The following is a 24,078-nucleotide window of genomic DNA, read 5'->3' as shown; positions in this document are numbered from 1 at the left end:
GAAGTACCCCGGGCCCGTTCCCAAGAAAACCGAGGGGCTCTTGCCATAAAGTGAAGCCATGCTTGGCAATCGCGAGGCCCTGTGGACGCTGTGGGAGGTGAGCCGGGCGGGGACGCACGCCGCGGCGGCGGCGCGGTTGGGCATCACGGCCTCGGCGGTGGGGCAGCAGCTCAAGGCGCTGGAGGCGCGGCTGGGCGTGGTGCTGTTCGAGCGGGTGGGGCGGCGGGCGCGGCTCACGGCGGCGGGGGAGGCGCTGGTGGCCCGCCTGGGCGAGCACTTGCCGGCGCTGGACGCGGCGCTGGAGGCGGCGGGCGAGGCCCAGCGCGCGGTGCGGGGTGAGGTGTCGCTCGGGGGCCCGTGGCCCTTCTTCCGCTACTGGCTGCGGCCGCGGCTGCCGGGCCTGTTGGAGCGCCATCCGGAACTGCGGCTGGACGTGCGCTTCGACGTGCCGAGCCGGGTGGCGCGGCGGCTCCTGGACGGGGAGCTGGACCTGGGCATCCTCGGCCTGTTGCCGGAGGCGCCGGGGCTGGAGACGCGGCCGGTGGCGCAGGAGGGCTTCGTGGCGGTGGCGGCGCCGGCCTACGTGGAGCGGTGGGGCGTGCCCCGGAGCGCGCGGGACTTCCAGGCGCACCGCTTCATCGCGTTCGACGCGGACCTGGCGATGCTGGCGCCGTGGTGGCGCGCGGCGTTCGGGGCGCGGGAGCGGGCGCCGGAGCGGGTGGTGTGCCGCATCGCGAACCTGGACGAGATGCTGGCGCTGGCGGAGGCGGGCATGGGCATCGCGGTGCTGCCGGACTACCTGGTGGAGCCCGCGGTGCGCGCGGGGCGCGTGGAGGTGCTCGAGCCGGAGCGGCGCTCCTCGCGGCGGCCCCGGGGCACGCTGTGGGTGGCGTGGCGCAAGGCGGCGGCCCCCACGGCGCGCTTCCTCGCGGTGCGCGACTGGCTGCTGGAGGGCTAGACGGCGGCGCGCAGCGCGTCGATCACGGCGAGCATGCGCGTGTGGTGCGAGCCGGCCCAGAAGACGCGCGGGCAGCCGGTGCACCGCTGGAAGCGGGTGTGCGTGGCCCGGACGTGCTCGGGCACGCGCTCGTGCACCTCCGCGAGCGGGGCCTCCACGAGCGGCGCGTTGCAGGCCATGCAGCGCGAGAAGGGCCGCATGCACGCGGTGAGCCCGTGGCGCCGCGCCACCTCCACGAGCTGCCGCGACGGGTCCGTCTCGCGGGGGAAGTAGCCGTACGCGACCTCGGCGCGCTTGAGCACGCCCAGGTCCCGGGTGAGCAGGATGCGCCGCTCGTCGTGCGAGCGCCGGGCGAGCTCCGCGTCCGCGAAGTCGTTGCGCCACACGGTGTCGAAGCCGAGCATGCGCAACAGGCCCGCGAGCCGTCCGAGCCCCACGTCGAGCAGGAAGCGGGGCTCGGGAAGGGGCGGGGGACCCAGGCGGGCCTCGGGGGGCACCTCGGGCGGCGCGGGGGCGGGGTGCACGTCGAGCCACTCCCCGGGCCGCACGCGGTGGCCGAAGCCCACGGGCTGGCCGTCCACGCACACGGCATCCACCTCGGGGTGGGGGGGACCGAGCGACTCGACGAGATCTTTCACCGAGCACGGGCCCGGCAGGGGGTGGGGGAAGGCCGTGCCGCGCCGCTCGGGGGACAGGAAGTCGTTGAGGGGCCCGTGAAAGCGCAGCGTGACGAGGCTCACGGGGCGGGCGGCGGTGCCTGGTGCCGGATCCGGCGGATGAGCCGATCGATGAAGGGGGTGATGACGAAGGTGAGGGCCGCGCGGGGAATCTGGGTGGCCTTGTAGATGACGTAGGCGCCCGCGAACGCGCCCACGGAGCCCTCGGCGCTGTCGATCTTGAAGCCCGCGCGGATGAGCGCCATGAAGCACAGGAAGAACACGGCGCAGGACACCACGTGCACGACGATGGCCAGCCTGCCGTAGCGCGCGATGAATTCCTTGAAGCGCGCCATGTAGCGCTCGTAGCGCTCGCGGAGCGTGAGGCTGCGGTTGGAAGGCTCGTTGGGAGTCGGTGTCACGGGGGGCTCAACAGTCTCCATTGGGCCCACCATGCCGCACTTCGGGCGGACGGGCGAGTCAGGCCGCTCGCCCTGCGGCCACCCCCGGGGCGGATTGTCAGGATCCAGGCGGGCGGGGTAGAGGTGGGGGCCTCTATGGCGAACCGCTTTCGTGTCCTCCTCCTCGTGAGCCTCGCGACGCTCGCCGTCGACCAGGTGACCAAATATCTGGCGGTGTCCCGGCTCACCGAGGCCCTGGACGGGCGCTCGGGACTGGCGCGGGTCGAGGGCTTCTTGTCCGAGCGCAACCTCGACAATGATCCGCCGGTGGAGGGGGCCTGGCGGCGCTCCACGCGGCCCTACCGCTTCATCGAGGACTACTGGCACTTTCGCTACGTGGAGAACCCGGGCGCGGCGTGGGGCTTGTTCTCCACCCTGCCGGAGAACGTCCGGCGGCCCTTCTTCCACCTGGTGAGCGTGGTGGCCCTGGGCTTCATCTTCTCCATGTACCGGCAACTGGAGCCGGGGCAGCGGGCGGCGCGCTGGGCGCTGGCGCTCGTCACGGGCGGGGCGCTGGGCAACTTCGTGGACCGGCTGGTGCGCGGCTACGTCATCGACTTCATCGACTGGCACTGGCGCAACCAGCCCGGCATGCGCTGGCCGACCTTCAACGTGGCGGACGTGGCCATCTGCGTGGGGGTGGGCCTGCTCTTGCTGGACTCGTTCCAGCCCCGCCGAACCGTGGAATCCGTGACGCCAGGGGGGCAGGTGGTGTAAGCCGCCAGCCGTGCCCCGCAAATACCTCCTCCTCCTGACGGTGGCGCTCGGCGTCATCGTCCTCGATCAGTGGACGAAGTACCTCGTCGTGCGCGAGCTCACCACGCGCTTCGATGACCGCCCCACGCTGGGCGAGCGCCTGTCGGCCCTGTACGGCGAGCCGCCCGCGCCGGGCCTCTACAACCTGCACTACCGGCCCAAGCGCGCCATCGAGGTGCTGCCCGAGTTCTTCCGGCTGCGCTACGCGGAGAACCCGGGCGCGGCCTGGGGCCTGTTCCGCACACTGCCGCCGAACGTGCGCGGGCCGCTCTTCCACGTGGTGAGCCTGGCCGCGGTGGTGTTCATCACCTGGTACTTCAGCAAGCTCGGCGGGAAGGATCCGCAGGAGCGCTGGGCCTTGTGGGGGCTGCCGCTCGTGCTCGGGGGCGCCATCGGCAACTACATCGACCGCATCGCCCGGGCCTTCGTCATCGACTTCCTCGAGGCGCACTGGCACGACAAGGTGGCCTGGCCTTCCTTCAACATCGCCGACTCGGCCATCGTGGTGGGCGTGGGCCTGCTCATGGTGGACGCCTTCGTGCGCAAGGAAGAGCCCAAGCCCAAGAAGGACGCGCCGGGCGCGGCGGACGCGCGCTCCTGACCGAGGCGGCCCATGCTCCCCGTCATCGTCCACTTCACCTTCACCCCGCTCTGGAGCCAGGTGCTGCTCTACGCCGTGGCGCTCGCGGTCGTGGGGGGCATCGCCTTCAACGGCTGGCGGGGCGTGCCTGGCGCGGCGTCCTCGTCCCGTGATCGCTGGCAGCGGGCGCTCGGCTATGGCGTGCTCGCGCTCGTGCTCGCGGGCTTCGGCCTGCGCTACGCCCTGCCCCCGGGCGCCATCCCCGGCGGCCGGGGCGAGGGCATCCCCATCCACACCTACGGGGTGATGCTCGCCACGGGCTTCCTCATGGCGGTGACGGTGGCCTCTCGGCTGGCCGAGGACGAGTGGCGGCGGCTCACGTGGGTGGCGGACGCACAGGGCGGGGGAAGGTGGGTGGACACGGAGGGCCCGCGCAAGCGCGAGGCGGTGCTGGACCTGGCCTTCTACGTGCTCGTGGGGGGGTTGGTGGGCAGCCGGGTGCTCTACGTGCTCGTCAACTGGAAGGACTACGCGCGCGATTGGACGCAGGTGTTCTCCCTGGGCGGGGGGCTCGTCTTCTACGGGGGCCTCATCGGCGCGGCGCTGGCGGCGTATGTCTTCGCGCGTCAAAACGACATGGACTTCCTGCGGCTGGCGGACCTGGCGCTGCCCACGGTGTCGCTCGGCCAGTGCCTGGGTCGGCTGGGGTGCTTCTCGGCGGGGTGCTGCTGGGGGGATGTGTGCGCGGCGGGGGCGCGCTTCGTGGCGCGCTTTCCCGGGGGCGAGCGGGCGCAGGACCTGTTCGGGCGGCTCACCGGCTCGGCGAGCCTCGCCTACCAGTCCCAGGCGCATGATCCGCGCTACGTGGTGGAGGGCACGGGGCAAATCCTCCACCAGGCGGCCCCGGGCGCGGTGCGCATCTCCGACTGGGTGGCCCAGCACGGCTCCACCCTGCCCGTCTACCCCACGCAGCTCTACGAGTCGGTGGGGCAGCTCGTGCTCTTCGTGGCGCTCCTCTACGCGCGGCGCTTCCGGCGCTTCCACGGGCAGATCTTCTGCCTGTGGCTCATGTGCTACGCGGTGCTGCGCACCTCGGTGGAGCTCTTCCGGGGGGACACCGAGCGCGGCACCCTGCACGGGCTGCTGCGCTCCCTGGGGGCCTCCGGGCTGGCCGAGGCCGTGCCCCTGGAGGCCTGGTTCAATATTTCGACCAGCCAGTTCATCTCCCTGTGCATGTTCACCTTCGGCGCGACTTTGCTGTACCGGCGGATCCGGCAGGCAGGCGAGGCGGCGGGCATGTCGCCGACGGTGGGTGGTACGGGAGGTTGATATGGGGCCGCGTCTTGGGGACACTCAGGGTCGCCCATGGCGTACGAGTCCTCGAAGTCGTCCACGAAGAACCAGAGCCTGAAGCCCGGCACCTCGGCCAAGTCCTCGGCCAAGCTGGCCGCCAACTCGGGAGACACGAAGTCCGGTCTGCCCACCATGTCGGGCAGTGAGACGACGTTCCACGAATGCGACGCCATCGAGGCGGAGCTCGCGTCGCTCAAGGTGGCCTACGAGCACTACTTCCTGGGCGCCGAGCGGATGCCGCCCACCAAGCAGCACGAGGATCTCAAGAAGCGCGTGGACCGGCTCAAGACGAGCTTCGTGCGCAACACGTCGGCCAAGTTCCGCGTGCAGTCCATCCACGGCAAGTTCGTCACCTACGATCGGCTGTGGCAGCGCACGATGCAGGAGATCGAGAACGGCACGTACAAGCGCGACATCGCCAAGGCGCGCCGCCGCGTGGAGAAGGCGAAGAAGCCCGCCCAGGGCCGTCCCCAGGAGCCGATGGAGCTGGCGGACGAGGACATGGACGAGGTGATGCCGCTCTCCGCGTCGCCGAGCAAGCCGCAGCCGCACCACCTGCCCTCGGTGGCGCCGGTCATCCCGGCGGTGGCGCCGAGCATCCCCTCGGTGGCGCCGGCCATTCCGGCGGTGGCGCCGCTCGTCCCCGCGGTGCGCCCCCTGGCGCCGGGCATCCCCTCGGTGGCACCGGCCATTCCGGCGGTGCGCCCCCTGGCGCCGGGCATCCCCTCGGTGGCGCCGGCCATCCCCGCGGTGCGCCCCCTGGCGGCCCGTCCGCCCGTCGCCGCGCCGCCCCGGGCCGCCGCGCCCCCCGCGGGGCGTGCGCCGTCGGCCTCGGGCGCGGGGGACCTGTCGGACGACAAGCTCAAGACCGTGTACGACGCGTATGTGGCGGCCAAGCGCCGCAACAAGGAAGACACGTCGAAGATGAGCTACGACAACATCGCCGCGTCGCTGCGCAAGCAGGTGCCGGAGTTGATGAAGCAGCACAACGCCAAGGCGGTGGAGTTCAAGGTCGTCATCAAGGACGGCAAGGCCGTGCTCAAGGCCGTGCCGAAGTAGCGCGCCATGAACCACGATCTGGAGTCCCTCAAGGCCCGCGTGGCGCGCCTGTCGGTGATGATCTTCGACATCGACGGCACGCTCACCGACGGGCGCATCTTCTGGGTGCCCGGCTCCGGCTGGACGCAGATGTACAGCGTGCGCGACGGCATGGGCATCAAGCGGCTGCAGGAGGCGGGGCTGGAGGTGGCGGCCATCTCCGGCGGCGACAGCCTCTCGGCGCAGATGCGCATGCAGTCGCTGGGCATCAAGCACGTGCACTTCGGCAGTCAGGACAAGGTGGCGCACTTCGAGAAGCTGCTCGAGCTGCTCCAGGTGTCCGCCGAGCACTGTGGCTACATGGGCGACGAGGTGGTGGACCTGCCGCTGCTGCGCGCGGTGGGCTTCTCCGCCGCGCCGCCCGAGTCCCCCGACGAGGTGCGCGCGGGCGTGCACTACGTGGCACAACGGGCCGCGGGTTTTGGCGCGGCGCGTGAGGTGTGCGAGTTCATCCTGCGCCACCGCGCGCGCCCCTGAGCCCGGAGACGTTGGGTAGTGGATGGCCGCGACGTTCGCTGGCCGCGTGCTGCCCTCCAGGCCGGTTGTGCAGGGGACGGGGCCTTCCTAGGTTGGCCGCTCGCATGGCGGGCGGAAAAAAGCCGTGCGCTCATGACGGACCAACGGAGGAGCGGGCGATGGCGGGAGGGACGCGGCGCGGAAGGCTGGGCCTGGCGGTGGTGACCCTGGCCCTGGGGGCCGGGTGCGCCGCGCCGTCGGCGGAGGCCGAGGCGCGTCTGGCGACCCTGGCGTCGGACGAGGCGCTCATGGACGCGGCCTTCGACGAGGTGGAGACGCGGCTGCTCGGCAATCAGGCCCGGGTGCACCTGTGGCGGGAACTGGAGCGGCGTCACGGCGAGGTGTCCGCCATCCAGTGCCGGGTGTCGGACGGGCACCTGCGCGGCATCGCCACGCTGCTGGCGCGCCAGCAGGAGAAGGCCCTGGACCAATTCCGGCGTCGACACGTGGCGTCAGCGGACACCGTGCTGAGCGCGGGCGGCCCCACGCCCCTGAACAACTAGGCGGGCGGGCGGGCCCCCGCGTGACGTGGGGGCGGAATCCGGATAGAAACCCTGCTCCGTGAGAATCTGGTCCGCCTCCCTCCTCCTCGCCGCCGTGACCGGGCTCGCCGGGTGTGGGGCCACGCGCTACGAGTGCCCCTCGCGGGTGCTCAATCCCCAGGGCGAGCCCTACCGGTGCATCGCCTCGGAGGACTGTCCGCGCTCGGCCAACGAGACGCTGTGCGTCACGGACACGGGCTCCCTGCTGGAGTGCATCCGGTGCCAGGAGACCTACTGCATCCGCGTGACGCCCGCGGAGGAGGCCTGCCCGTCATGAGGCGATCGCTGCTGCTCGTGTCCCTGCTGCTCGCGCCGGGGTGTACCCGGGACGGTGCTCCCGAGCACATGCAGCGCGCCCGGGACGCCATCTTCGAGAAGCGCCCCGACGAGGCGCTCGTGGAGTACCGCAAGGCGCTGGATGCGCTGCGGCTGGAGGACTCGCCCCAGGCGCCGGTGCTCCGGGCGCGCGCGCTCAAGGGCGCCGCGGACGTGTACTGGCTGGAGCTGCGCAAGGTGAAGGAGGCGGTGAGCGTCTACAAGGAGCTCATCGCCCAGTGCCCCGAGGCGCCCGAGTCCCAGGAGGCCCGGGTGGTGCTCGCCGAGCTGTTGCGCGTGCACTTCCGCGACCCCCGCGGCGCCATCGATCAGCTCACCGCCGCGCTCGCGCGCAACCCGCCGCAGGGCGCCGAGCTGCACTACCAGGTGTCCAAGCTGTACTTCGAGCTGCAGGACTACCAGCAGTGCGTGCTGGAGGCGCGCAAGCTGTCCGAGCGCTTCCCCACCAGCGTCTTCGTGGACGACGCCCTCTTCCTGCAGGCGCAGGCGCTGCACATGCAGGCGCTGCAGGGCGGCGCCGCGGGCACGCCCGAGGGCTCGCGCTACCGCCAGGAGTCGTCGCGCACCTACGCGGACCTGCTCGCGCGCTTCCCGGACTCGGAGCTGGCGCCGCACGCCGTCTTCGAGTCGGGCAAGCTCAAGGCCGAGGCGGGCGAGAACGAGAAGGCCATCGAGCTGTGGGTGCAGGCGCTCAAGCACCACCCGGAGCCCGGCATGGTGCAGGACGCCATCGCCCGGGCGCGCCGTCGGCTCGCCGCCACCACGCCCCAGGAGATCGGCTCGCGCGTGGCGGCGTTCGCCAAGGGCCCGACGCGCCCGCCGCGCAACTCCGTGGAAGCCGCGGGCGGCTCGGCCGAGGAAGCCGCGCGCGACCACGGGGACTGACTCCGGGGACTAGCCCGGCAGCCACGTCTCGAACAGGGGCGCGGCCCGGGCCGGATCATCCGCGTCCGCCACGAGCAGCAGGCGGATGCGCCCGCCCTCCACGCGCGCGTCCACGCCCTCCAGCTTCACCTTCGCGTCCACGCCGTCGAGGAACAGCGGGGTGCCGTCCGGCGCGAGCAGGCCCACCGCCGAGCCCAGCACGGCGCCGTCCTGGTACGCATCGCGCGTGTCCTCGGCCGCGGCGGTGAAGACGATGCGCCCGTCCGGCAGGGGCGAGGCGTCCGTGAAGCTCAAGCGCACCGCGCCCGTGCGGCCCAGCTCCCAGCGGCGCACGGTGCGCACCGCGTCACCTCCCAGGGGCTGTCCGGCCTCCAGCGCGCGCAGCACCCGGCCCAGGTCCAGGTCCACCACCGCGTCCGTGCCCGCGTCCCCGTTGCCCCGGTTGAGCAGGCGCAGGCGCCCGCCCGACACCGCCGCGCCCTCGATGTTCAGCGGCCCCAGCTCCCGCGTGAGGTGCTCGTGCACCGGGCGCCAGTCCACGCCGAGCGCGGGCCCCGCGGGCCGGCCGTCCGCGCCCAGGGCCACCCGGGCGCCCTGGTGCCGCGTGCGCGCGCTGCCCGAGGGCACCGCCAGGAGCACCCCGTGGGGCGCGTCCGCCACCCCCGGCAGGAGGCAGAGCGCCTCCAGGTCCGGCTTGAGCGCCTTGCGCGCCCCGGGCTCGAGCGGCAGCGCGCCGGGCAGGAGGCGCCACGTGTCCCCGGGCGCGTCACCCTCCAGGGGGAAGGTGGCCAAGAGCAGCGAGTCGTCCGCGACCACGTGCAGCCAGTCGCCCGCGCGCACGAGGCCACTGGCGGCGGCCACGTGCGCGGGGCCGCCCGGGGTCTCGGGCGCGCGCAGGGTGAGGGTGCGACGCGGGGTGAGGGTGAGCATGGTGGGCCGCGAGCCTACCCGGGCCCGGCGCTCCATGATGGGAGAAGACCGGAGCGGGGGCCTTCCCCCCGGATGCCCCCGCTCCGGTCCTCCATCAGCCTTCCGGTCCGGTCCCCTGGGATGATCGGTGGAGACGGGTGCCCTCGCTCGGTGCTCGCCGGGGGGCCTCTGAATCGCCACCCGGGGTCCGGAAAATGAGCGGTGGGGCCACCGGCGCTGCCCAATGCGGTGAAAATTTTCTTCTGGCCTTATAACGACAGCCAGCACTGTAAGTGAACATAATGTGTAGACGAGTGCACGCGGAGAAGCAAGCCATTCACGGGGCCCCGGGACGGGAGGAGGGGGGCGGGGGCGGCGTGTTATGGATTGAGCATGAACCACTCCCAGAGCAGGGCCCTCTTCTCCCGCGCGCAGGAGACCATCCCGGGCGGGGTGAACTCGCCGGTGCGCGCGTTTCGTGGTGTCGGTGGTGAGCCCGTCTTCTTCAAGGAAGGCGCGGGCGCATGGCTGACGGACGTGGACAACAACCGGTACGTGGACCTGGTGGGCAGCTGGGGTCCGCTCATCCTCGGCCACGCGTGGCCGCCGGTGGTGGAGGCCATCACCGAGGCGGCGCGCCGCGGCTCGACGTTCGGCGCGCCCACGGAGGCGGAGGTGCGCTTCGCGGAAATGCTCTGCGCCACGGTGCCCAGCGTGGAGAAGGTGCGCCTGGTCTCCAGCGGCACCGAGGCCACGGTGGCGGCCATCCGGCTGGCGCGAGGCTTCACGGGGCGTGAGTTCATCCTCAAGTTCGAGGGCTGTTTCCACGGCGCGGGGGACCCCTTCCTGGTGAAGGCGGGCAGCGGCGTGGAGACGCTGGGCCTGCCGGACTCGCCGGGCGTGCCCGCGGCGGTGGCGAGCCTCACGCTCACCGCGCCCTACAACGACCTGGGCGCGGTGGAGCGCCTGTTCACCGAGCGCGGCAAGGACATCGCCTGCGCCATCATCGAGCCGGTGGTGGGCAACATGGGCGTGCTCATCCCCGAGGAGGGCTACCTCCAGGGGCTCCAGGCGCTGTGCCGGGCGCACGGGGTGCTCTTCGTGCTGGACGAGGTGATGACGGGCTTCCGGCTCGCGCGCGGCGGCGCCCAGGAGGTGTACGGCCTGAGGCCGGACCTGAGCACCTTCGGCAAGGTGATTGGTGGCGGCATGCCCCTGGCGGCCTACGGCGGCCGGCGCGACATCATGTCCAAGGTGGCGCCCGAGGGGCCCGTGTACCAGTCCGGCACGCTCTCCGGGAATCCCGTGGCGGTGGCCGCGGGCATGGCGGCGCTGCAGGCCCTGCGCGCGCCGGGCGTGTACGAGCGGCTGGACGCCATCGGCCGCGAGCTGGAGGCGGGCCTGCGCGCGGAGGCCGAGGAGGCGCGGGTGCCCGTCACCATCAACCGCGTGGGCAGCATGTTCACCGTCTTCTTCACCGAGGGGCCGGTGTTCGACTACGCGAGCGCGAAGAAGAGCGACACCGCGCGCTACGGCCGCTTCTTCCACGAGATGTTGCGCGAGGGGGTGTACCTGCCGCCCAGCCAGTTCGAGTCCGCCTTCCTGTCCCTGTCCATCAACGAGCCCGAGGTGGCGCACATCCTCCGGGCCGCTCGCCGTGCGCTGCGCGCGCTTGGCACCGCCGCCTGACGCCCCCCGCCCGGCCCCGTCCCCCGGGGCCGTGTCCTTTGGCCCCTACACCCTGGTGCGCCGCATCGGGTATGGGGGCATGGGCGAGGTATTCCTCGCGCGCGAGGAGGCGCCCGGCCGCGCCTGCGTGGTGAAGAAGGTGCTGCCGGGCCTGGCGGGCAACGCGAACTTCCTCGCGCGCTTTCGCGACGAGGCGCGCGTGGTGCGCCGCCTGTCCCACCCCAACATCGCCCGCGTCTGGGACATGGGCGAGGTGCAGGGCGAGCTCTACCTGGCCATGGAGTACGTGGCGGGCAAGACGCTCAACCGCCTCATGTGGCGCCTGCGCAAGCTCGGGCGGGTGCTGTCCCCGGGGCTCGCGCTGCTCGTGGCCGAGCGCATGTGCCAGGGGCTCGCCCACGCCCACGCCGTCACGGACGAGCAGGGCCACCCCCTGCACCTGGTGCACCGCGACCTGTCCACCGCCAACGTGTGCATCTCCTACGCGGGCGAGGTGAAGATCATCGACTTCGGCGCCGCGCAGTCCTCCCTCAAGGAGGCCCAGACGGCCCCCAGCGTGGTGATGGGCAGCCTCGCGTACATGGCCCCCGAGCACGCGCGCAAGCAGCGTGTGGACCGGCGCGCGGACGTGTACGCCACGGGCGTGGTGCTCTGGGAACTGCTCGCCTGGCAGCCGCTCGCGCAGCAGGGGGACGTCGTCGAGCGCTGGCGGCGCGCGGCCTACCCCCAGTGGACGCCCCCGAGCGCGCACCGCGCCGGCCTGCCCCCGGCCCTGGACGCGGTGGTGATGAAGGCGCTGTCCACCGAGCCCGAGGCGCGCTTCCAGGACGCCCACGCCTTCGCCCAGGCCCTCTGCGCGGTGCGCGAGTCCCTGGCGCCCGGCCTCACGGACGCGGACCTGGCGCGGCTCATGCGCGAGGCCTTCGCGCGCGAGAAGACCGTGGAGGACGCGGTGCTCGCCGAGCTCGTGCGCGGCCGGCCCACCCTGCGCCGCCCCCTCACCGAGCGCGAGCTGCCCGCCTTCGCGCCCCCCACCGCGCTCGCCTTCGAGCACCGCGCGCTCGACGCGCCCGGCGACTTCCTGCCCTCCTCCCAGGTGGAGCTGGTGGAGCCCGCTCCCCCCGAGGCCGCCACTTCACGCGAGGTGCGGGTCGCCTTCGACGTGGACCTCACCACCCACGAGACGGCCCTCGCCGAGCGCAGTCCGGGCTCGGGCCTGGTGCGCGCGCCCGAGGAGGCCCGGGGGGTCTTCTCGGAGGAGGTGCCCGAGGTGTCCGAGCCGCCCGCGCGGACGGGGTGGCTCGCCCTCGGCCTGTTCCTCGCCGCGCTCGCCTCGGGCTTCGCGCTGATGTGGTGGTGGGGATGAAATCTCACGCCCTTATCGTTCATTGAACAGTCGCGGGAGACCCGGGAGGGGTGGGCGCTCGGCCGGACACGCGGGATGTGGCCGTATGGTAGAGCCTGCTCGACAGGAGGGGCATGTTGAGCACCCGGATCCACGACATTCTCAAGAATCATCTCTCTGAGTTGCAAACCGAGTGGTTCGCCACCATGGCGAGTCAGGGGGGACGCCGCGACTCCCTGACGAAGGACGCGGAGCTGCGCGAGCAGTGCGCCGAGTTCCTCCGGCTGTTGATGGAGGCGACCCGGCAGGGGACCTCCTTCGACATCAACGCCTCGGTGTACACCCCGGTGCGCGAGCTGCTCGAGCGCATGTCGCGCGCGCGCAGTCTCCAGGGCCACTCGCCGTCCGAGACGGCCACCTTCATCTTCAGCTTCAAGCATCCCCTGTTCAACGCGCTGCGCCGCGAGTGGACGCGGGATCCGCAGGTGCTGGGCGACGAGCTGTGGAACGCCACGCTGCTGCTCGACAAGCTCGGCCTGTTCACCACCGAGGTCCATCAGCGCACGCGCGAGGAGGTCATCCACCGCCAGCAGCAGGAGATGATGGAGCTGTCCACCCCCGTGGTGCAGCTGTGGGATCGCATCGTGGCGCTGCCGCTCATCGGCACGCTGGACAGCGGCCGCACCCAGACGGTGATGGAGACGCTCCTGCAGCGCATCGTGGAGACGAGCGCGGAGATCGCCATCCTGGACATCACGGGCGTGCCCACCGTGGACACGCTGACCGCCCAGCACCTCATCAAGACCGTCACCGCCACGCGCCTGATGGGCGCCGAGTGCGTCATCAGCGGCATCCGTCCGCAGATCGCCCAGACCATCGTCCACCTGGGCGTGGACCTGTCCGGCGTGGTGACCAAGTCGAGCCTCGCGGGGGCCTTCAGCTGGGCGCTCAAGCGGCTCAACCAGAGCGTGCACACGCCTCCTTCCCCGCGCGCCACGCCGGCGGGCAAGGGTTAGCGGGAGGCCTGTCCTATGGAGCGAATTGCCATCCTCCGCATGGGCCGCATCCTCATCGTCACCATCCAGGTCGACATGCACGACCAGGTGGCGATGTCCCTGCAGGACGATCTGACGGCGAAGATCGTCGAGACGCAGGCGCGCGGCGTGCTCATCGACATCTCCGCGCTCGAGGTCGTGGACTCCTTCATCGGCCGCATCCTCGGCAACATCGCCACCATGTCCCGCGTGCTGGATGCCCAGACGGTCGTGGTGGGCATGCAGCCCGCGGTGGCCATCACCCTGGTGGAACTGGGCATGTCGCTGCCCGGCATTCGCACCGCGCTCAACCTCGAGAAGGGCATGGCGCTGCTCCACGCGTCCATCGATGCGGACGAGGCTGGGATCGAGGTCTCGGATGCAAACCTTGAGGAGTGAGGTGATGCCCATCCGCTCGTCCCAGGACCTGGTACTCGTGCGCCAGGCGGTGAGAACGTGGTCGGCGGAACTCAAGTTCAGCCTCGTGGAGCAGACCAAGATGGTGACCGCCGCGAGCGAGCTGGCCCGCAACACCCTGGATTACGGGGGCGGCGGGGAAGTCACCCTCCAGATGCTCCAGGATGGTCTGCGCAAGGGCCTGCGGCTGTCGTTCGAGGACAAGGGGCCGGGCATCCCGGACCTGGATCTCGCGCTGCGCGATGGCTACACCACAGGGGGCGGCATGGGCCTGGGACTGAGTGGCTCCAAGCGGCTGGTCAATGAGTTCGAGATCGTCAGCAAAGTGGGCGAGGGCACACGGGTGACGGTGACACGATGGAAATGAGCACCACGGCCCTCGCCGTCACGGAGAGCAGTCAGGCGGGCCACGCCCGTCGTACGGCCGCCGCCCTGGCCGAGCGCCTGGGGTTCAAGGAAGAAGCCGCGGGCCGCGTGGCGCTGGTGACGAGCGAGGCGGCCAAGAACCTCGTGGCCCATGCCCGCGAGGGCGTCATCCTCCTGCGGCGGCTCCAGACGGACGGCCACGTGGGCGTGGAGGTGCTCGCGCTGGACAAGGGACCGGGCATGGCGGACGTGGCGCGCTGCATGCAGGATGGCTACACCACGGCGGGCACGGGGGGCTCGGGGCTGGGGGCCATGCGGCGCATGTCCTCCACCTTCGACATCTACTCCCAGGTCGGGGTGGGCACCGCGGTGCTCGCCCAGGTCTGGGCCGACAAGCCCGCCCCCGCCGACAGCATGGAGGTGGGCGCGGTGTGCGTGCCCCTGCCGGGCGAGGAGGTGTGTGGAGACGCCTGGAGCCTGGACCTGACGGAAGGGGCCTCGCCGCGCTACCGCTTCTTCGTGGCGGACGGGCTGGGCCACGGGCCGGACGCCGCCCGGGCCTCGCGCGCGGCGGTGGTGTCCTTCCGGGAGTTGACGGGCCAGGACGCCGCCTCGCTCATCCGGGGCGCGCACGAGGAGCTGCGCAGCACCCGGGGGGCCGCGGTGGCGCTCGCCGAGCTGCACCCCCGGGACGGGCGGCTCGAGTTCGTGGGCGTGGGCAACATCACCGCGGCCGTCGTGACGCCCACGGGCATCCAGCGCATGGTGTCCATGAACGGCACGCTCGGGCACCAGATGATGCGCCTGCAGTCCTTCAGCTACACCTGGAGCCCCGACGCACGGCTGGTGATGTGCTCGGACGGGCTCGCCACCCAGTGGCGCGTGGACCGCTACCCCGGGCTGCTCGCCCACCACCCCGCGCTCCTGGCCGGGGTGCTCTATCGGGACTTCTGCCGGGGCCGGGACGACGCGACGGTGCTGGTGGCGGCGCCGGCCGCCGGGACGGCGCGCCCATGAACGCTCCGCTCTTCCAGTCCGAGCTGCGCACGGGCCGGGACGTGGTCAACACGCGGCAGCGCGGGCGCCACATCGCCCAGGAGATGGGCTTCGACGCGCAGGATCAGGTGCGCATCGCCACCGCCATCTCCGAGGTGGCCCGGCTCGCCGCCGCCCAGTCCAATGGCCACATCTGGTTCCTCGTCGAGGACTCCCAGCCGCACTCGCTGCTCGTGCGCGTGCGCGCCCCCGCGTCGACGCCGGGCCTGATGGCCGGCTCCGCCTCCCAGCCCCGCCCCGGGCCCGCGCTCGTGCCCGCCCAGCGGCTGATGGATCGGGTGGTGGTGCGCCTGGACGCCGACGGCTGGCTCATGCTGGAGCTCGCCCAGCGCCTGCCGCAGGCCTTGTCCCCCGCCGCGCTGCAGGCCCTGCGCGGCGCGCTGGAGCAGCAGCAGCGCGCCACCGTGTCCGACGAGCTGGCCCGCCAGAACGAGGAGCTGGTGCGCATCCTGGACGAGCTCCAGTCGCGCAAGGCCGACGTGGAACGGCTCAACCGCGAGCTGGAGGAGACCAACCGCGGCGTGGTGGCGCTCTACGCCGAACTGGAAGAGAAGGCCGAGGCCCTGCGGCGCGCCTCGGACATGAAGACGCGCTTCATCTCCAACATCAGCCACGAGCTGCGCACGCCCATCAGCTCCGTGGTGAACCTGTCGCGGCTGTTGATCGAGCGGCTGGACGGACCGCTCAACACCGAGCAGGAAAAGCAGGTCGTCTTCATCCGCAAGTCCGGCGAGGCCCTGCAGGAGCTCATCGACGACCTGCTCGACCTGGCGAAGATCGAGTCGGGCCGCTCGGAAGTGCTGCCCTCGTACTTCTCCGTGGCGGAGCTGTTCGGCTCGCTGCGTGGCATGCTCCGGCCCCTGCGGGTCCACGAGGGCGTGTCGCTCGTCTTCGAGGAGAGCGGCGAGCTGCCGGAGCTGCACACCGACGAGCGCAAGCTGTCGCAGATCCTGCGCAACCTCGTGTCCAACGCGCTCAAGTTCACCCGCCAGGGCGAGGTGCGGGTGTCGGCGGCGCCGGGCCGCCCGGGCACGGTGGTGTTCGCCGTGCGGGACTCCGGGGTGGGCATCGCGCCCGAGGACCAGGAGCGCATCTTCGAGGAGTTCGTGCAGGTGGAGGGCCCCCACCAGCAGGGCGTCAAGGGCACGGGGCTCGGGCTGCCCCTGTCGCGCCGCATGGCGGAGCTGCTCGGCGGCTCGCTCACCGTGGAGAGCCAGCCGGGCCAGGGCAGCACGTTCCGCGCGGTGGTGGCCATCGACTACACGAACCCGCCGGACTCCGAGGGCGGCAAGGACCCGTCCTCCCCGCCCTTCCCCCCGGGGTCCGCCCCGTCCCGGACGGTGCTGCTCATCGAGGACGACGAGGTGGTGCGCTACCTCTTGCAGCGCATGCTGGCCGAGCCCCACCTGGACTTCCGCGAGGCGGAGACGGGCCTGGATGGCCTGCGCCTGGCCGAGCAGGTGCGGCCCTCGGTCATCATCCTCGACCTGTCGTTGCCGGGCATGAATGGCTTCGACGTCCTGGACGCGCTCCGCCACGAGCCGAAGACCCGGGACATTCCCGTCATCATCCACACGAGCCGCTCCCTGACCGAGCAGGAGCGCGGACGCTTGCTCCCCAACGCGGTGGGCATCCTGTCAAAGGCGGGCTTGACGCGGGACGCGGCTTCGGAGCTTCTTCATCGCGCCTTGTCAGGAAACGACCGGCGGGCCTGACGCGGTCCCCGTCGCGACGCTTCCGAGGAGTACATCTGCGTGTCTCAACGTGAACCGATCCTCCTCAATATCAACGACAACGAGGCCAACCGTTACGTCGTGACGCGCATGCTGCGCGCCGCGGGCTTCCGGGTGATGGAGGGCGGAACGGGCGCCGATGCGCTGCGGCTGGCCTCCGAGGTGAGCCCGGACCTGGCCATCCTCGACGTGAAGCTGCCGGACCTCAATGGCATCGAGGTGTGCCGGCGCCTCAAGGCGGACCCGCGCACCTCGGGCATCGCCGTGATGCACCTGTCGGCCAACTACATCCGCATCGAGAACAAGGTGGAGGGGTTGGAGAGCGGCGCGGATGGCTACCTCGTGCAGCCGGTGGACGCCTCGGAGCTGCTCGCCACGGTGCGCTCGCTCTTGCGCATGCGCCGGGCCGAGGAGGAGTCGCGCGTCGCCTCCATGCAGTGGCAGTCCACCTTCGACTCGCTGGGCGACGGCGTGTGCCTGCTGGACGAGGGCGGCCGGGTGATGCGCGCCAACCGCGCCTTCCTCGCGCTCGTGGCGCTTTCCGCGGAGCAGGTGCTCGGCCGCTCCTTCGCGGTGCTCATGCGCGAGGCGGGCGCCGGGGACAGTCTGCCGGCCAGCTGCACGGACACCCTGGACTGCCGCGACGAGGCCACGGTGTGCCTGGACGCGCGCTGGTACCGCGTGGCCGCCACGCCCGTGCAGGGCGAGGGCAGCGCGGTGACGGGCGCGGTGCGCATCCTCACGGACATCACCCCCCACCGCGAGCTGCAGGACGTGCTGCGCCAGCGCGCCGCGGACCTGGCCGAGGCGGACCGGCGCAAGGACGAGTTCCTCGCCATGCTCGCCCACGAGCTGCGCAACCCCCTGGCCGCCATCGTCAACTCGCTGCACCTGGCGGAGACCACGCGCTCGCCGGGCTCGGAGTCCAAGGCCTTGAGGGTCATGGCGCGGCAGAGCCAGCACATGGCGCGCATGGTGGACGACCTGCTGGACGTGTCGCGCTTCAACCGCGGCCACATCGAGCTGCGGCGCGCGCGGGTGGACCTCAAGCAGGTGGTGCAGCACAGCCTGGAGGCGCGCCGTCAGGCGCTCGAGGACAAGCGCCTCACGCTGGACGTGGAGCTGCCCGAGACCGAGAGCCTGTGGCTCAACGGCGACGTCACGCGGCTGGAGCAGGTGGTGTCCAACCTGCTCGACAACGCGCGCAAGTACACCCCCGAGGGCGGCTTCGTCTTCGTGGGCGTCGCCGTGGAGCGCGACGCGCGAGGCCGCCGGGCGCTCTTGCGCGTGCGCGACTCGGGCATCGGCATGACGCCCACGCTGCTCTCGCGCGTCTTCGACCTCTTCGTCCAGGGCGAGCAGCAGCTGGACCGCTCCCGGGGCGGTCTCGGCATCGGCCTGACGCTGGTGCGTCGGCTGGTGGAGCTGCACGGCGGCTCCGTCTCGGCGCACAGCGAGGGCGAGGGCAAGGGCAGTGAGATTCTCGTGACGCTGCCGCTGGCGGCCGAGGACGCGCCGGTGGTGAAGGCGGAGAGCAAGGGCGCGGCGCCGGTGCGCACGGGTGCGCGGCGGGTGCTCCTGGTGGAGGACAACGAGGACACGCGCGAGGTGCTGCGCGAGCTGTTGGAGATGTGGGGCCACGAGGTGGCGGTGGCCGAGGACGGCTTCAAGGGCGTGGAGCGCTTCCCCTCGCAGCGGCCCCACGTGGCGCTGGTGGACCTGGGGCTGCCCGGCATGGATGGCTTCCAGGTGGCCCGGAAGATCCGCGAGAGCGAGGGCGGCCAGGACGTCTACCTGGTGGCGCTCACGGGCTACAGCGGCGAGCATCGCACCCGGGCCGTGGAGGCGGGCTTCGACCTGCATCTGGTCAAACCCGTGCGCCCGGACGAGCTGGAGCGGCTGCTGCAAAACCTGCCCGAGCGCCGCCCCGCGTCCTGAATTGGCCGTGCCCTCCCGGGCCCGACTTGCGGTATGTCGGGAAGATGTCGATCGAGACGGAATCGGGAGCGACGCTCCCCTTCGAGCGCTTCTGGGACTGGGTCCTGGACCACACCAACTGCATCCTCGGGGTGGGCACCGAGGATGGCTGGCTGTACGACGCGGAGGCCCTGCACTGGGTCCTCTTCTCCGAGGAGAGCGGCACGCCCGTGGTGCAGCTCATCCTGGGCAAGCGCCTGGTGGGCGAGCTGGTGCTGGAGACCTCGGACCTGATGCACGTGCAGGTGCTGCCGGATCCGGAGAACGTGGAGCGCGGCGCCTTCCTCTTCAAGGTGTATGGCGGCACCAAGTCCGCGCCCCGGGTGCGCTACACCTTCCAGCTCGCGCACGGGCTGGAGAACATGCCCACCCCGCACGTGGCGGGCCTCAAGCACTGACGAGGCCCGCGGTGCCCTACTTCTTCGTGGGCTTGTTGATGTTCGCGAAGAAGTCGTTGCCCTTGTCGTCCACGACGATGAAGGCGGGGAAGTCCACCACCTCGATCTTCCAGACGGCCTCCATCCCGAGCTCCGGGTACTCGAGCACCTCCACCTTCGTGATGCAGTCCTTGGCGAGCCGGGCCGCCGGGCCGCCGATGGAGCCCAGGTAGAAGCCGCCGTGCTTCTTGCAGGCCTCGGTGACGGCGGGCGAGCGGTTGCCCTTGGCCAGCATCACGAAGCTGCCCCCGGCCGCCTGGAACTGGTCCACGTACGCGTCCATGCGGCCCGCGGTGGTGGGGCCGAACGAGCCCGAGGCGTAGCCCTCCGGCGTCTTGGCCGGGCCCGCGTAGTACACCATGTAGTCCTTGAGGTACTGCGGCAGGCCCTCGCCCTTGTCCAGGCGCTCCTTGATCGTGGCGTGGGCGATGTCGCGCGCCACCACCAGCGGGCCGGTGAGCGACAGGCGCGTCTTGATGGGGTAGCGCGACAGCTCGGCGCGGATGTCCGCCATGGGGCGGCGCAGGTCGATCTTCACCACCTCGCCCGCCAGGTCCGCCTCGGTCGTCTCCGGCAGGTACTTGGCCGGATCCGCCTCCAGCTGCTCCAGGAAGACGCCGTCCTTCGTGATCTTCCCGAGCGCCTGCCGGTCCGCCGAGCACGACACGGCGATGGCCACCGGGCACGAGGCGCCGTGGCGGGGCAGGCGGATGACGCGCACGTCATGGCAGAAGTACTTGCCGCCGAACTGGGCGCCAATGCCCGTGCGCTGGGTGAGCGCGAGCACCTGCTGCTCCAGCGCCACGTCCCGGAAGCCGCGGCCCAGGGCGTTGCCCTCGGTGGGCAGCGTGTCCAGGTAGCGCGCGGAGGCGTACTTGGCCGTCTTGAGCGCGTACTCGGCCGAGGTGCCGCCCACCACGATGGCCAGGTGGTAGGGCGGACACGCGGCGGTGCCCAGCGCGCGGATCTTCGCGTCCAGGAAGGCGAGCAGGCTCTTCTCGTTGAGCACCGCCTTGGTCTCCTGGAAGAGGTAGCTCTTGTTCGCCGAGCCGCCGCCCTTGGCCATGAAGAGGAACTTGTAGGCGTCACCGTCCGTCGCGTAGAGCTCGATCTGCGCGGGCAGGTTGTTGCCGGTGTTGACCTCCTTGTACATGTCCAGCGCGGCCATCTGTGAGTAGCGCAGGTTGGCGGTGCGGTACGTGTCGAACACGCCCCGGGAGAGGGCCTCCTCGTCGCCGCCGCGCGTGAGCACGTACTGGCCCTTCTTGCCCATGATGATCGCCGTGCCCGTGTCCTGGCAGCTGGGCAGCACCCCGCCCGCGGCGATGTTGGCGTTCTTGAGCAGCTCCACCGCCACGAACCGGTCGTTGGGCGAGGCCTCGGGATCCTTCAGGATGTGGGCGAGCTGGGCCAGGTGTCCGGGCCGGAGCAGGTGCGAGATGTCCTTCATGGCCTCGCGCGTGAGCAGCGACAGGGCCTCGGGTTCCACCTGGAGGAACGTCTTGCCACCGGCCTCCAGCGTGGACACGCCGTCCTTCGTGAGCAGCCGGTAGGGCGTCTCGTCCTTGCCGAGCGGCAGCATCTCCTGGAACTGGAACTCGTTCATCTCGGGCCTTTCTTCGTCCGGGGGTCGGCGCGCGATTGTAGGGGGAAGGCGGGCGGCTTGGCGCGCCCCGTGTGCCCGCTCCTCCGCCAGGGAAGCCGCCCCCTGCACGCGGGGTCCGGGATGGGTGCATTCCCGCGTCCCCTTGGTAGCATCCCCCGCCATGACCCAGCCCATCTCGAAGTTCCTGCCGGCCCTGGCCGTCTCGGCGGGACTGGTGGCGCCCTCGGCGCTCGCGTGTACCAGCCTCCTGGTGAACAAGGGGGCCTCCGCGGATGGCTCCACGCTCATCACTTATTCCGCTGACTCGCATGAGTTGTACGGCGACCTGACGCACACCCCGGCGCGCCGCAACGCGCCCGGCGCCTGGCGCGACATCATCGAGTGGGACACGGGCAAGTTCCTCGGCCGCATCCCCGAGGTGCCCGTCACCTACTCGGTGGTGGGCAACATGAACGAGCACCAGCTGTCCGTGGGCGAGTCCACGTTCACCGGCCGCAAGGAGCTCGCCGGGCCCTCGGGCCTCATCGACTACGGCTCGCTCATGCAGCTCGCCCTGGAGCGCGCGAAGACGGCGCGCGAGGCCATCCAGGTCATGACGGGCCTGGTGGCCGAGCACGGCTACGCCTCCACCGGCGAGTCCTTCTCCATCGCCGACCCGCAGGAGGCGTGGATCCTGGAGATGATCGGCAAGGGCGAGGGCCAGAAGGGCGCGGTGTGGGTGGCGCGCAAGCTGCCCGAGGGCACCCTGTCCGCCCACGCCAATCAGGCGCGCATCCGCCAGTTCCCCCTCAACGAGCCCTCCACCACGCTCTACTCGAAGGACGTCGTCGCCTTCGCGCGCGAGAAGGGCTGGTTCACCGGGGCGGACAAGGACTTCAGCTTCGCGGACACCTACCACCCGCTGGACTTCGAGGGCACGCGCTTCGCCGAGGGCCGCGTGTGGAGCATCTTCCGCCGCGCCGCGCCCTCGCTCGGGCTGGGCGTGGAGTACGCGGATGGCTCGGCGCCGGCCAAGCGCCTGCCCTTGTGGGTCAAGCCGGACAAGAAGCTCGCGGTGCAGGACGTCATGGGCCTGATGCGCGACCACTTCGAGGGCACGCCCCTGGACATGACCCGGGACGTGGGCGCGGGGCCCTACGCCGCCCCCTACCGCTGGCGCCCCATGACCTGGAGTGTGGATGGCAAGGACTACGTGCACGAGCGCGCCATCTCCACCCAGCAGACGGGCTTCTCCTTCGTGGCGCAGATGCGCGCGTGGATGCCGGCCCCGGTGGGCGGCGTCCTGTGGTTCGGCGTGGATGACACCTTCACCACCGTCTACACCCCCATGTACGCGGGCATCCGCCGCGCCCCCGCCCACTTCGCGCAAGGGGTGGCCAGCCGCGGCGAGTTCTCCTGGGACTCGGCCTTCTGGGTGTTCAACTGGGTGTCCAACCAGGCCTACGCGCGCTGGAGCGACATGATCGTCGACGTGCAGCGCGCCCAGGGCGAGCTGGAGGGCCAGTTCCTCGCGGATCAGCCGGACATCGAGAAGGCGGCGCTGGAGCTCTACAAGCGCTCGCCGGAGCAGGCGCGCGCCTACCTCACGGACTACTCGGCCCAGCAGGGCGACAAGGTCCACGCCCGGTGGCGCAAGCTGGGCGAGCAGCTGCTCGTCAAGTACATCGACGGCAACGTGCGCGACGCCCAGGGCAAGGTGAACCACCCCGCCTACCCCGCCTCCTGGTACCGCACCATCGTCCAGGACGCCGGTCCGCGCCTGGCCGCGCCCCCGGCCCAGGCGACCCCCGAGGTCAAGCCCACCCCGGCCAAACCCGCCGCGCCCCCCGCTTCTTCGCCCACGGTCGCACCCGCTCCTTGAGCCGCGTCAGCCTCGCGCCCTAAAAAGGGGCTTCATGCCTGCCTGGTCACGAATCGACAGCGGAGCGGCCACCCACATCGGCCGCCGTTCGAACAACGAGGATGCCTTCTGCCAGAAGCCGGAGGTGGGCTTCTTCGCGGTCGCGGACGGCCTGGGCGGGCATGAGGGCGGCGAGGTGGCGAGCCACCTCGTGCTGCGCACCGTGCTGGAGTTCCTCTCCACCGACGAGCACACCGCGCCCTCGGCGCCCGCGCTCCTCACGCCCCACCCGGACGCCGAGCCCCTTCCGGAGGAGGGCGCCACCGAGCGCATGCTGCGCGAGGCGGTGCGGCTCGCGCACCACGAGGTGCGCGCGCAGCAGAAGGGCAAGCTGCACATGATGGCCTCCACGCTCACCGCGCTGCTGTTCGTGGAGGACGAGGTGGTGGTGTGCAACCTGGGCGACAGCCGCAGCTTCCTCGTGCGCGACGGCGAGGTGCGCCGGCTCACCAAGGACCACACGGTGCTCGCGGAGATGGAGGCGGCGGGGCTGGACATCAAGACGCCCTTCGCGCTGCGCCACCGCAACTCGCTCACGGGCGCGGTGGGCATGGAGGAGAGCGTGGAGCCGGAGTGTGGCCGCGTGGCGGTGCGCCCGGGCGACGTGCTGCTCTTGTGCAGCGATGGGCTGTACGAGCCCGTGCCCCCGGCGCTGATGCTGGAAGTGCTGGCCGAGGGCGGCTCGGCCCAGGAGTCCATCGAGCGGCTCGTCACCCGCGCCTATGACCGGGGTGGCACGGACAACATCACCGGCATCGTGCTGCGGCTGCTGTAGCGGAGGGCGCGAGGCGACTCGGGGGGCCCTCCAGGCGGACTCTGTTGCAGGAGTCCGCGGGCAGCACGGTGGGCGTGAAGCGCGCCGTCGCCGTGCCGTTGCCCGTGAACGTGCCCGCGCAGGTGCTGCTCCACGGGTCGTCCAGGATGTTGCTGTCTCAGTCCTCGGTCCTGACGGACAGCTCCGTGGACTGGCCCACGTCCAGCCGGGACTGCGTGGTCTCAAGATAGCCCACCCGCGGCGCGGTGTTGAACGTCGCCCCCACCTCCAGTCCTCCTTCACCTTGGGGGCGCTCCAGGTCCTGGAGGTTCAGGGTGACGAGGGTCATGGCGCCCGCCATGATGGTGAGGTTCTTCGCCTCGCCCTTGTATCGGACCGTCCCGTGCTCATCGAGGGCCTCGGCCCGGAGGACGCGGTCCGTGCCGACCGGGATGCCCGTGAGCACGCCCGCCCAACCCTCCCTCCCCTCGTGCAACTCGGTGGAGAGGGGCGCCAGGTCGTCCGCCGAGATGGTCGCGACGATGCTCCGGATGCCGCTCGGATCGCCCAGGGCGTGCGCGGTGACGGTGAGGGACAGGGTTCCAGCGGGACTCTCAGGTGAAGGCGAAGGCGTGGACGGACCGCAACTGGCGAGCATCACCAGCAGCAACGACAGACAGCGCAGCGGGAGCGAGTGCATGTTGCTCAGCCTAG

At 71.5% G+C, this 24,078-nt stretch carries 25 protein-coding genes; 20 read left to right on the top strand and 5 right to left on the bottom strand.

Features of this window, described 5'->3' with window-relative positions:
- The first annotated feature begins 58 nt into the window (after window positions 1-58).
- Window positions 59-958, top strand: a complete 900-nt coding sequence (locus I3V78_RS00715) for a LysR family transcriptional regulator (RefSeq protein ID WP_204484390.1) — start codon at window positions 59-61, stop codon at window positions 956-958.
- Here the strand turns inward: I3V78_RS00715 and I3V78_RS00710 are convergent.
- Window positions 955-1,698, bottom strand: coding sequence for a Mut7-C RNAse domain-containing protein (locus tag I3V78_RS00710; RefSeq protein WP_204484389.1), 744 nt, complete (start codon window positions 1,696-1,698; stop codon window positions 955-957). The genes I3V78_RS00715 and I3V78_RS00710 overlap by 4 nt on opposite strands.
- Window positions 1,695-2,036, bottom strand: coding sequence for an FAM210A/B-like domain-containing protein (locus I3V78_RS00705; protein WP_338023437.1), 342 nt, complete (start codon window positions 2,034-2,036; stop codon window positions 1,695-1,697). The genes I3V78_RS00710 and I3V78_RS00705 overlap by 4 nt, the downstream gene beginning before the upstream one ends.
- 135 nt (window positions 2,037-2,171) lie before the next feature.
- On the opposite strand from I3V78_RS00705, the gene lspA (I3V78_RS00700) reads away from it, so the two are divergent.
- The 8 genes from lspA (I3V78_RS00700) to I3V78_RS00665 all read left to right on the top strand — a co-directional run bounded on the left by lspA (I3V78_RS00700) (window position 2,172) and on the right by I3V78_RS00665 (window position 8,141).
- Window positions 2,172-2,792 carry a signal peptidase II gene (gene lspA / locus I3V78_RS00700; protein WP_204484387.1) on the top strand — a complete coding sequence of 207 codons (621 nt, stop codon included), beginning with the start codon at window positions 2,172-2,174 and terminating at the stop codon, window positions 2,790-2,792.
- 10 nt (window positions 2,793-2,802) lie between these two features.
- Window positions 2,803-3,432 carry a signal peptidase II gene (gene lspA, locus I3V78_RS00695; protein ID WP_204484386.1) on the top strand — a complete coding sequence of 210 codons (630 nt, stop codon included), beginning with the start codon at window positions 2,803-2,805 and terminating at the stop codon, window positions 3,430-3,432.
- Between the two features lie 12 nt (window positions 3,433-3,444).
- The gene (locus I3V78_RS00690) at window positions 3,445-4,740 is read left to right on the top strand and encodes a prolipoprotein diacylglyceryl transferase (protein ID WP_204484385.1); all 1,296 of its coding nucleotides are present in this window, start codon (window positions 3,445-3,447) and stop codon (window positions 4,738-4,740) included.
- A 36-nt stretch (window positions 4,741-4,776) separates the two neighbouring features.
- On the top strand, window positions 4,777-5,823 hold the full coding sequence (locus I3V78_RS00685; protein ID WP_239576238.1) for an MXAN_5187 C-terminal domain-containing protein: 1,047 nt from the start codon (window positions 4,777-4,779) through the stop codon (window positions 5,821-5,823).
- Between the two features lie 6 nt (window positions 5,824-5,829).
- Complete coding sequence (locus I3V78_RS00680; RefSeq protein ID WP_204484384.1) at window positions 5,830-6,339, top strand: KdsC family phosphatase; 510 nt, start codon at window positions 5,830-5,832, stop codon at window positions 6,337-6,339.
- 158 nt (window positions 6,340-6,497) lie between these two features.
- Window positions 6,498-6,881 (top strand): hypothetical protein, encoded by a 384-nt coding sequence (locus I3V78_RS00675; RefSeq protein WP_204484383.1) that lies wholly within the window; start codon window positions 6,498-6,500, stop codon window positions 6,879-6,881.
- Window positions 6,882-6,939: 58 nt separating this feature from the next.
- A complete protein-coding gene (locus I3V78_RS00670; RefSeq protein ID WP_239576237.1) occupies window positions 6,940-7,197 on the top strand; it encodes a hypothetical protein in 258 nt (85 codons plus the stop codon).
- Window positions 7,194-8,141, top strand: coding sequence for a tetratricopeptide repeat protein (locus I3V78_RS00665; RefSeq protein ID WP_204484382.1), 948 nt, complete (start codon window positions 7,194-7,196; stop codon window positions 8,139-8,141). The genes I3V78_RS00670 and I3V78_RS00665 overlap by 4 nt, the downstream gene beginning before the upstream one ends.
- A 9-nt stretch (window positions 8,142-8,150) precedes the next feature.
- Here I3V78_RS00665 and I3V78_RS00660 read toward each other — a convergent pair whose 3' ends face one another.
- Window positions 8,151-9,071, bottom strand: coding sequence for a DUF6929 family protein (locus tag I3V78_RS00660; protein WP_204484381.1), 921 nt, complete (start codon window positions 9,069-9,071; stop codon window positions 8,151-8,153).
- A 372-nt stretch (window positions 9,072-9,443) separates the two neighbouring features.
- On the opposite strand from I3V78_RS00660, the gene hemL reads away from it, so the two are divergent.
- The 9 genes from hemL to I3V78_RS00615 all read left to right on the top strand — a co-directional run bounded on the left by hemL (window position 9,444) and on the right by I3V78_RS00615 (window position 19,065).
- Window positions 9,444-10,739, top strand: a complete 1,296-nt coding sequence (hemL, locus tag I3V78_RS00655) for a glutamate-1-semialdehyde 2,1-aminomutase (RefSeq protein ID WP_204484380.1) — start codon at window positions 9,444-9,446, stop codon at window positions 10,737-10,739.
- Between the two features lie 31 nt (window positions 10,740-10,770).
- Window positions 10,771-12,105: a serine/threonine protein kinase gene (locus I3V78_RS00650; RefSeq protein ID WP_338023436.1), complete on the top strand. Its 1,335-nt coding sequence runs from the start codon at window positions 10,771-10,773 to the stop codon at window positions 12,103-12,105.
- Between the two features lie 113 nt (window positions 12,106-12,218).
- Window positions 12,219-13,100 (top strand): STAS domain-containing protein, encoded by an 882-nt coding sequence (locus I3V78_RS00645; protein WP_239576236.1) that lies wholly within the window; start codon window positions 12,219-12,221, stop codon window positions 13,098-13,100.
- A gap of 15 nt (window positions 13,101-13,115) precedes the next feature.
- A complete protein-coding gene (locus I3V78_RS00640; protein WP_204484379.1) occupies window positions 13,116-13,517 on the top strand; it encodes an STAS domain-containing protein in 402 nt (133 codons plus the stop codon).
- 4 nt (window positions 13,518-13,521) lie between these two features.
- Window positions 13,522-13,902, top strand: coding sequence for an anti-sigma regulatory factor (locus I3V78_RS00635; protein ID WP_204484378.1), 381 nt, complete (start codon window positions 13,522-13,524; stop codon window positions 13,900-13,902).
- Window positions 13,899-14,918 (top strand): ATP-binding SpoIIE family protein phosphatase, encoded by a 1,020-nt coding sequence (locus I3V78_RS00630; protein WP_204484377.1) that lies wholly within the window; start codon window positions 13,899-13,901, stop codon window positions 14,916-14,918. Before I3V78_RS00635 ends, I3V78_RS00630 begins: the two co-directional genes overlap by 4 nt.
- Complete coding sequence (locus I3V78_RS00625; protein WP_204484376.1) at window positions 14,915-16,672, top strand: ATP-binding protein; 1,758 nt, start codon at window positions 14,915-14,917, stop codon at window positions 16,670-16,672. The genes I3V78_RS00630 and I3V78_RS00625 overlap by 4 nt, the downstream gene beginning before the upstream one ends.
- A 39-nt stretch (window positions 16,673-16,711) precedes the next feature.
- Entirely contained in the window at window positions 16,712-18,628 is a 1,917-nt protein-coding gene (locus I3V78_RS00620) for a response regulator (protein WP_204484375.1), read from the top strand.
- A 44-nt stretch (window positions 18,629-18,672) separates the two neighbouring features.
- The gene (locus I3V78_RS00615) at window positions 18,673-19,065 is read left to right on the top strand and encodes a hypothetical protein (RefSeq protein ID WP_204484374.1); all 393 of its coding nucleotides are present in this window, start codon (window positions 18,673-18,675) and stop codon (window positions 19,063-19,065) included.
- A 16-nt stretch (window positions 19,066-19,081) separates the two neighbouring features.
- On the opposite strand, the gene I3V78_RS00610 is transcribed toward I3V78_RS00615, so the two are convergent.
- A complete protein-coding gene (locus I3V78_RS00610; protein ID WP_204484373.1) occupies window positions 19,082-20,710 on the bottom strand; it encodes a fumarate hydratase in 1,629 nt (542 codons plus the stop codon).
- A 160-nt stretch (window positions 20,711-20,870) separates the two neighbouring features.
- On the opposite strand from I3V78_RS00610, the gene I3V78_RS00605 reads away from it, so the two are divergent.
- Together I3V78_RS00605 and I3V78_RS00600 are read left to right on the top strand one after the other, a co-directional pair.
- Window positions 20,871-22,571, top strand: a complete 1,701-nt coding sequence (locus I3V78_RS00605; RefSeq protein WP_204484372.1) for a dipeptidase — start codon at window positions 20,871-20,873, stop codon at window positions 22,569-22,571.
- A gap of 34 nt (window positions 22,572-22,605) precedes the next feature.
- Entirely contained in the window at window positions 22,606-23,385 is a 780-nt protein-coding gene (locus tag I3V78_RS00600) for a PP2C family protein-serine/threonine phosphatase (protein WP_204484371.1), read from the top strand.
- Between the two features lie 157 nt (window positions 23,386-23,542).
- Here the strand turns inward: I3V78_RS00600 and I3V78_RS00595 are convergent, their stop codons facing one another.
- On the bottom strand, window positions 23,543-24,064 hold the full coding sequence (locus I3V78_RS00595) for a hypothetical protein (protein WP_204484370.1): 522 nt from the start codon (window positions 24,062-24,064) through the stop codon (window positions 23,543-23,545).
- Window positions 24,065-24,078 lie beyond the last annotated feature (14 nt).

Origin of the sequence: Archangium primigenium, assembly GCF_016904885.1 — a bacterium.
Lineage (GTDB): Bacteria > Myxococcota > Myxococcia > Myxococcales > Myxococcaceae > Cystobacter > Cystobacter primigenius.
The sequence above is the reverse complement of the archived record's forward strand: the minus strand, read 5'-3'. Positions and strand labels throughout refer to the sequence as shown.

Bases quoted from the DNA above. Each gene is read 5' to 3' on its own strand.
- I3V78_RS00680 (WP_204484384.1), top strand. From the start codon at position 5,830: ATGAACCACGATCTGGAGTCCCTCAAGGCCCGCGTGGCGCGCCTGTCG.
- I3V78_RS00615 (WP_204484374.1), top strand. From the start codon at position 18,673: ATGTCGATCGAGACGGAATCGGGAGCGACGCTCCCCTTCGAGCGCTTC.
- I3V78_RS00625 (WP_204484376.1), top strand. From the start codon at position 14,915: ATGAACGCTCCGCTCTTCCAGTCCGAGCTGCGCACGGGCCGGGACGTG.
- I3V78_RS00715 (WP_204484390.1), top strand. From the start codon at position 59: ATGCTTGGCAATCGCGAGGCCCTGTGGACGCTGTGGGAGGTGAGCCGG.
- I3V78_RS00605 (WP_204484372.1), top strand. From the start codon at position 20,871: ATGACCCAGCCCATCTCGAAGTTCCTGCCGGCCCTGGCCGTCTCGGCG.
- I3V78_RS00600 (WP_204484371.1), top strand. From the start codon at position 22,606: ATGCCTGCCTGGTCACGAATCGACAGCGGAGCGGCCACCCACATCGGC.
- I3V78_RS00645 (WP_239576236.1), top strand. From the start codon at position 12,219: ATGTTGAGCACCCGGATCCACGACATTCTCAAGAATCATCTCTCTGAG.
- I3V78_RS00690 (WP_204484385.1), top strand. From the start codon at position 3,445: ATGCTCCCCGTCATCGTCCACTTCACCTTCACCCCGCTCTGGAGCCAG.
- I3V78_RS00665 (WP_204484382.1), top strand. From the start codon at position 7,194: ATGAGGCGATCGCTGCTGCTCGTGTCCCTGCTGCTCGCGCCGGGGTGT.
- I3V78_RS00640 (WP_204484379.1), top strand. From the start codon at position 13,116: ATGGAGCGAATTGCCATCCTCCGCATGGGCCGCATCCTCATCGTCACC.
- I3V78_RS00685 (WP_239576238.1), top strand. From the start codon at position 4,777: ATGGCGTACGAGTCCTCGAAGTCGTCCACGAAGAACCAGAGCCTGAAG.
- I3V78_RS00610 (WP_204484373.1), bottom strand. From the start codon at position 20,710: ATGAACGAGTTCCAGTTCCAGGAGATGCTGCCGCTCGGCAAGGACGAG.
- I3V78_RS00675 (WP_204484383.1), top strand. From the start codon at position 6,498: ATGGCGGGAGGGACGCGGCGCGGAAGGCTGGGCCTGGCGGTGGTGACC.
- I3V78_RS00635 (WP_204484378.1), top strand. From the start codon at position 13,522: ATGCCCATCCGCTCGTCCCAGGACCTGGTACTCGTGCGCCAGGCGGTG.
- I3V78_RS00595 (WP_204484370.1), bottom strand. From the start codon at position 24,064: ATGCACTCGCTCCCGCTGCGCTGTCTGTCGTTGCTGCTGGTGATGCTC.
- lspA (WP_204484387.1), top strand. From the start codon at position 2,172: ATGGCGAACCGCTTTCGTGTCCTCCTCCTCGTGAGCCTCGCGACGCTC.
- I3V78_RS00630 (WP_204484377.1), top strand. From the start codon at position 13,899: ATGAGCACCACGGCCCTCGCCGTCACGGAGAGCAGTCAGGCGGGCCAC.
- hemL (WP_204484380.1), top strand. From the start codon at position 9,444: ATGAACCACTCCCAGAGCAGGGCCCTCTTCTCCCGCGCGCAGGAGACC.
- I3V78_RS00660 (WP_204484381.1), bottom strand. From the start codon at position 9,071: ATGCTCACCCTCACCCCGCGTCGCACCCTCACCCTGCGCGCGCCCGAG.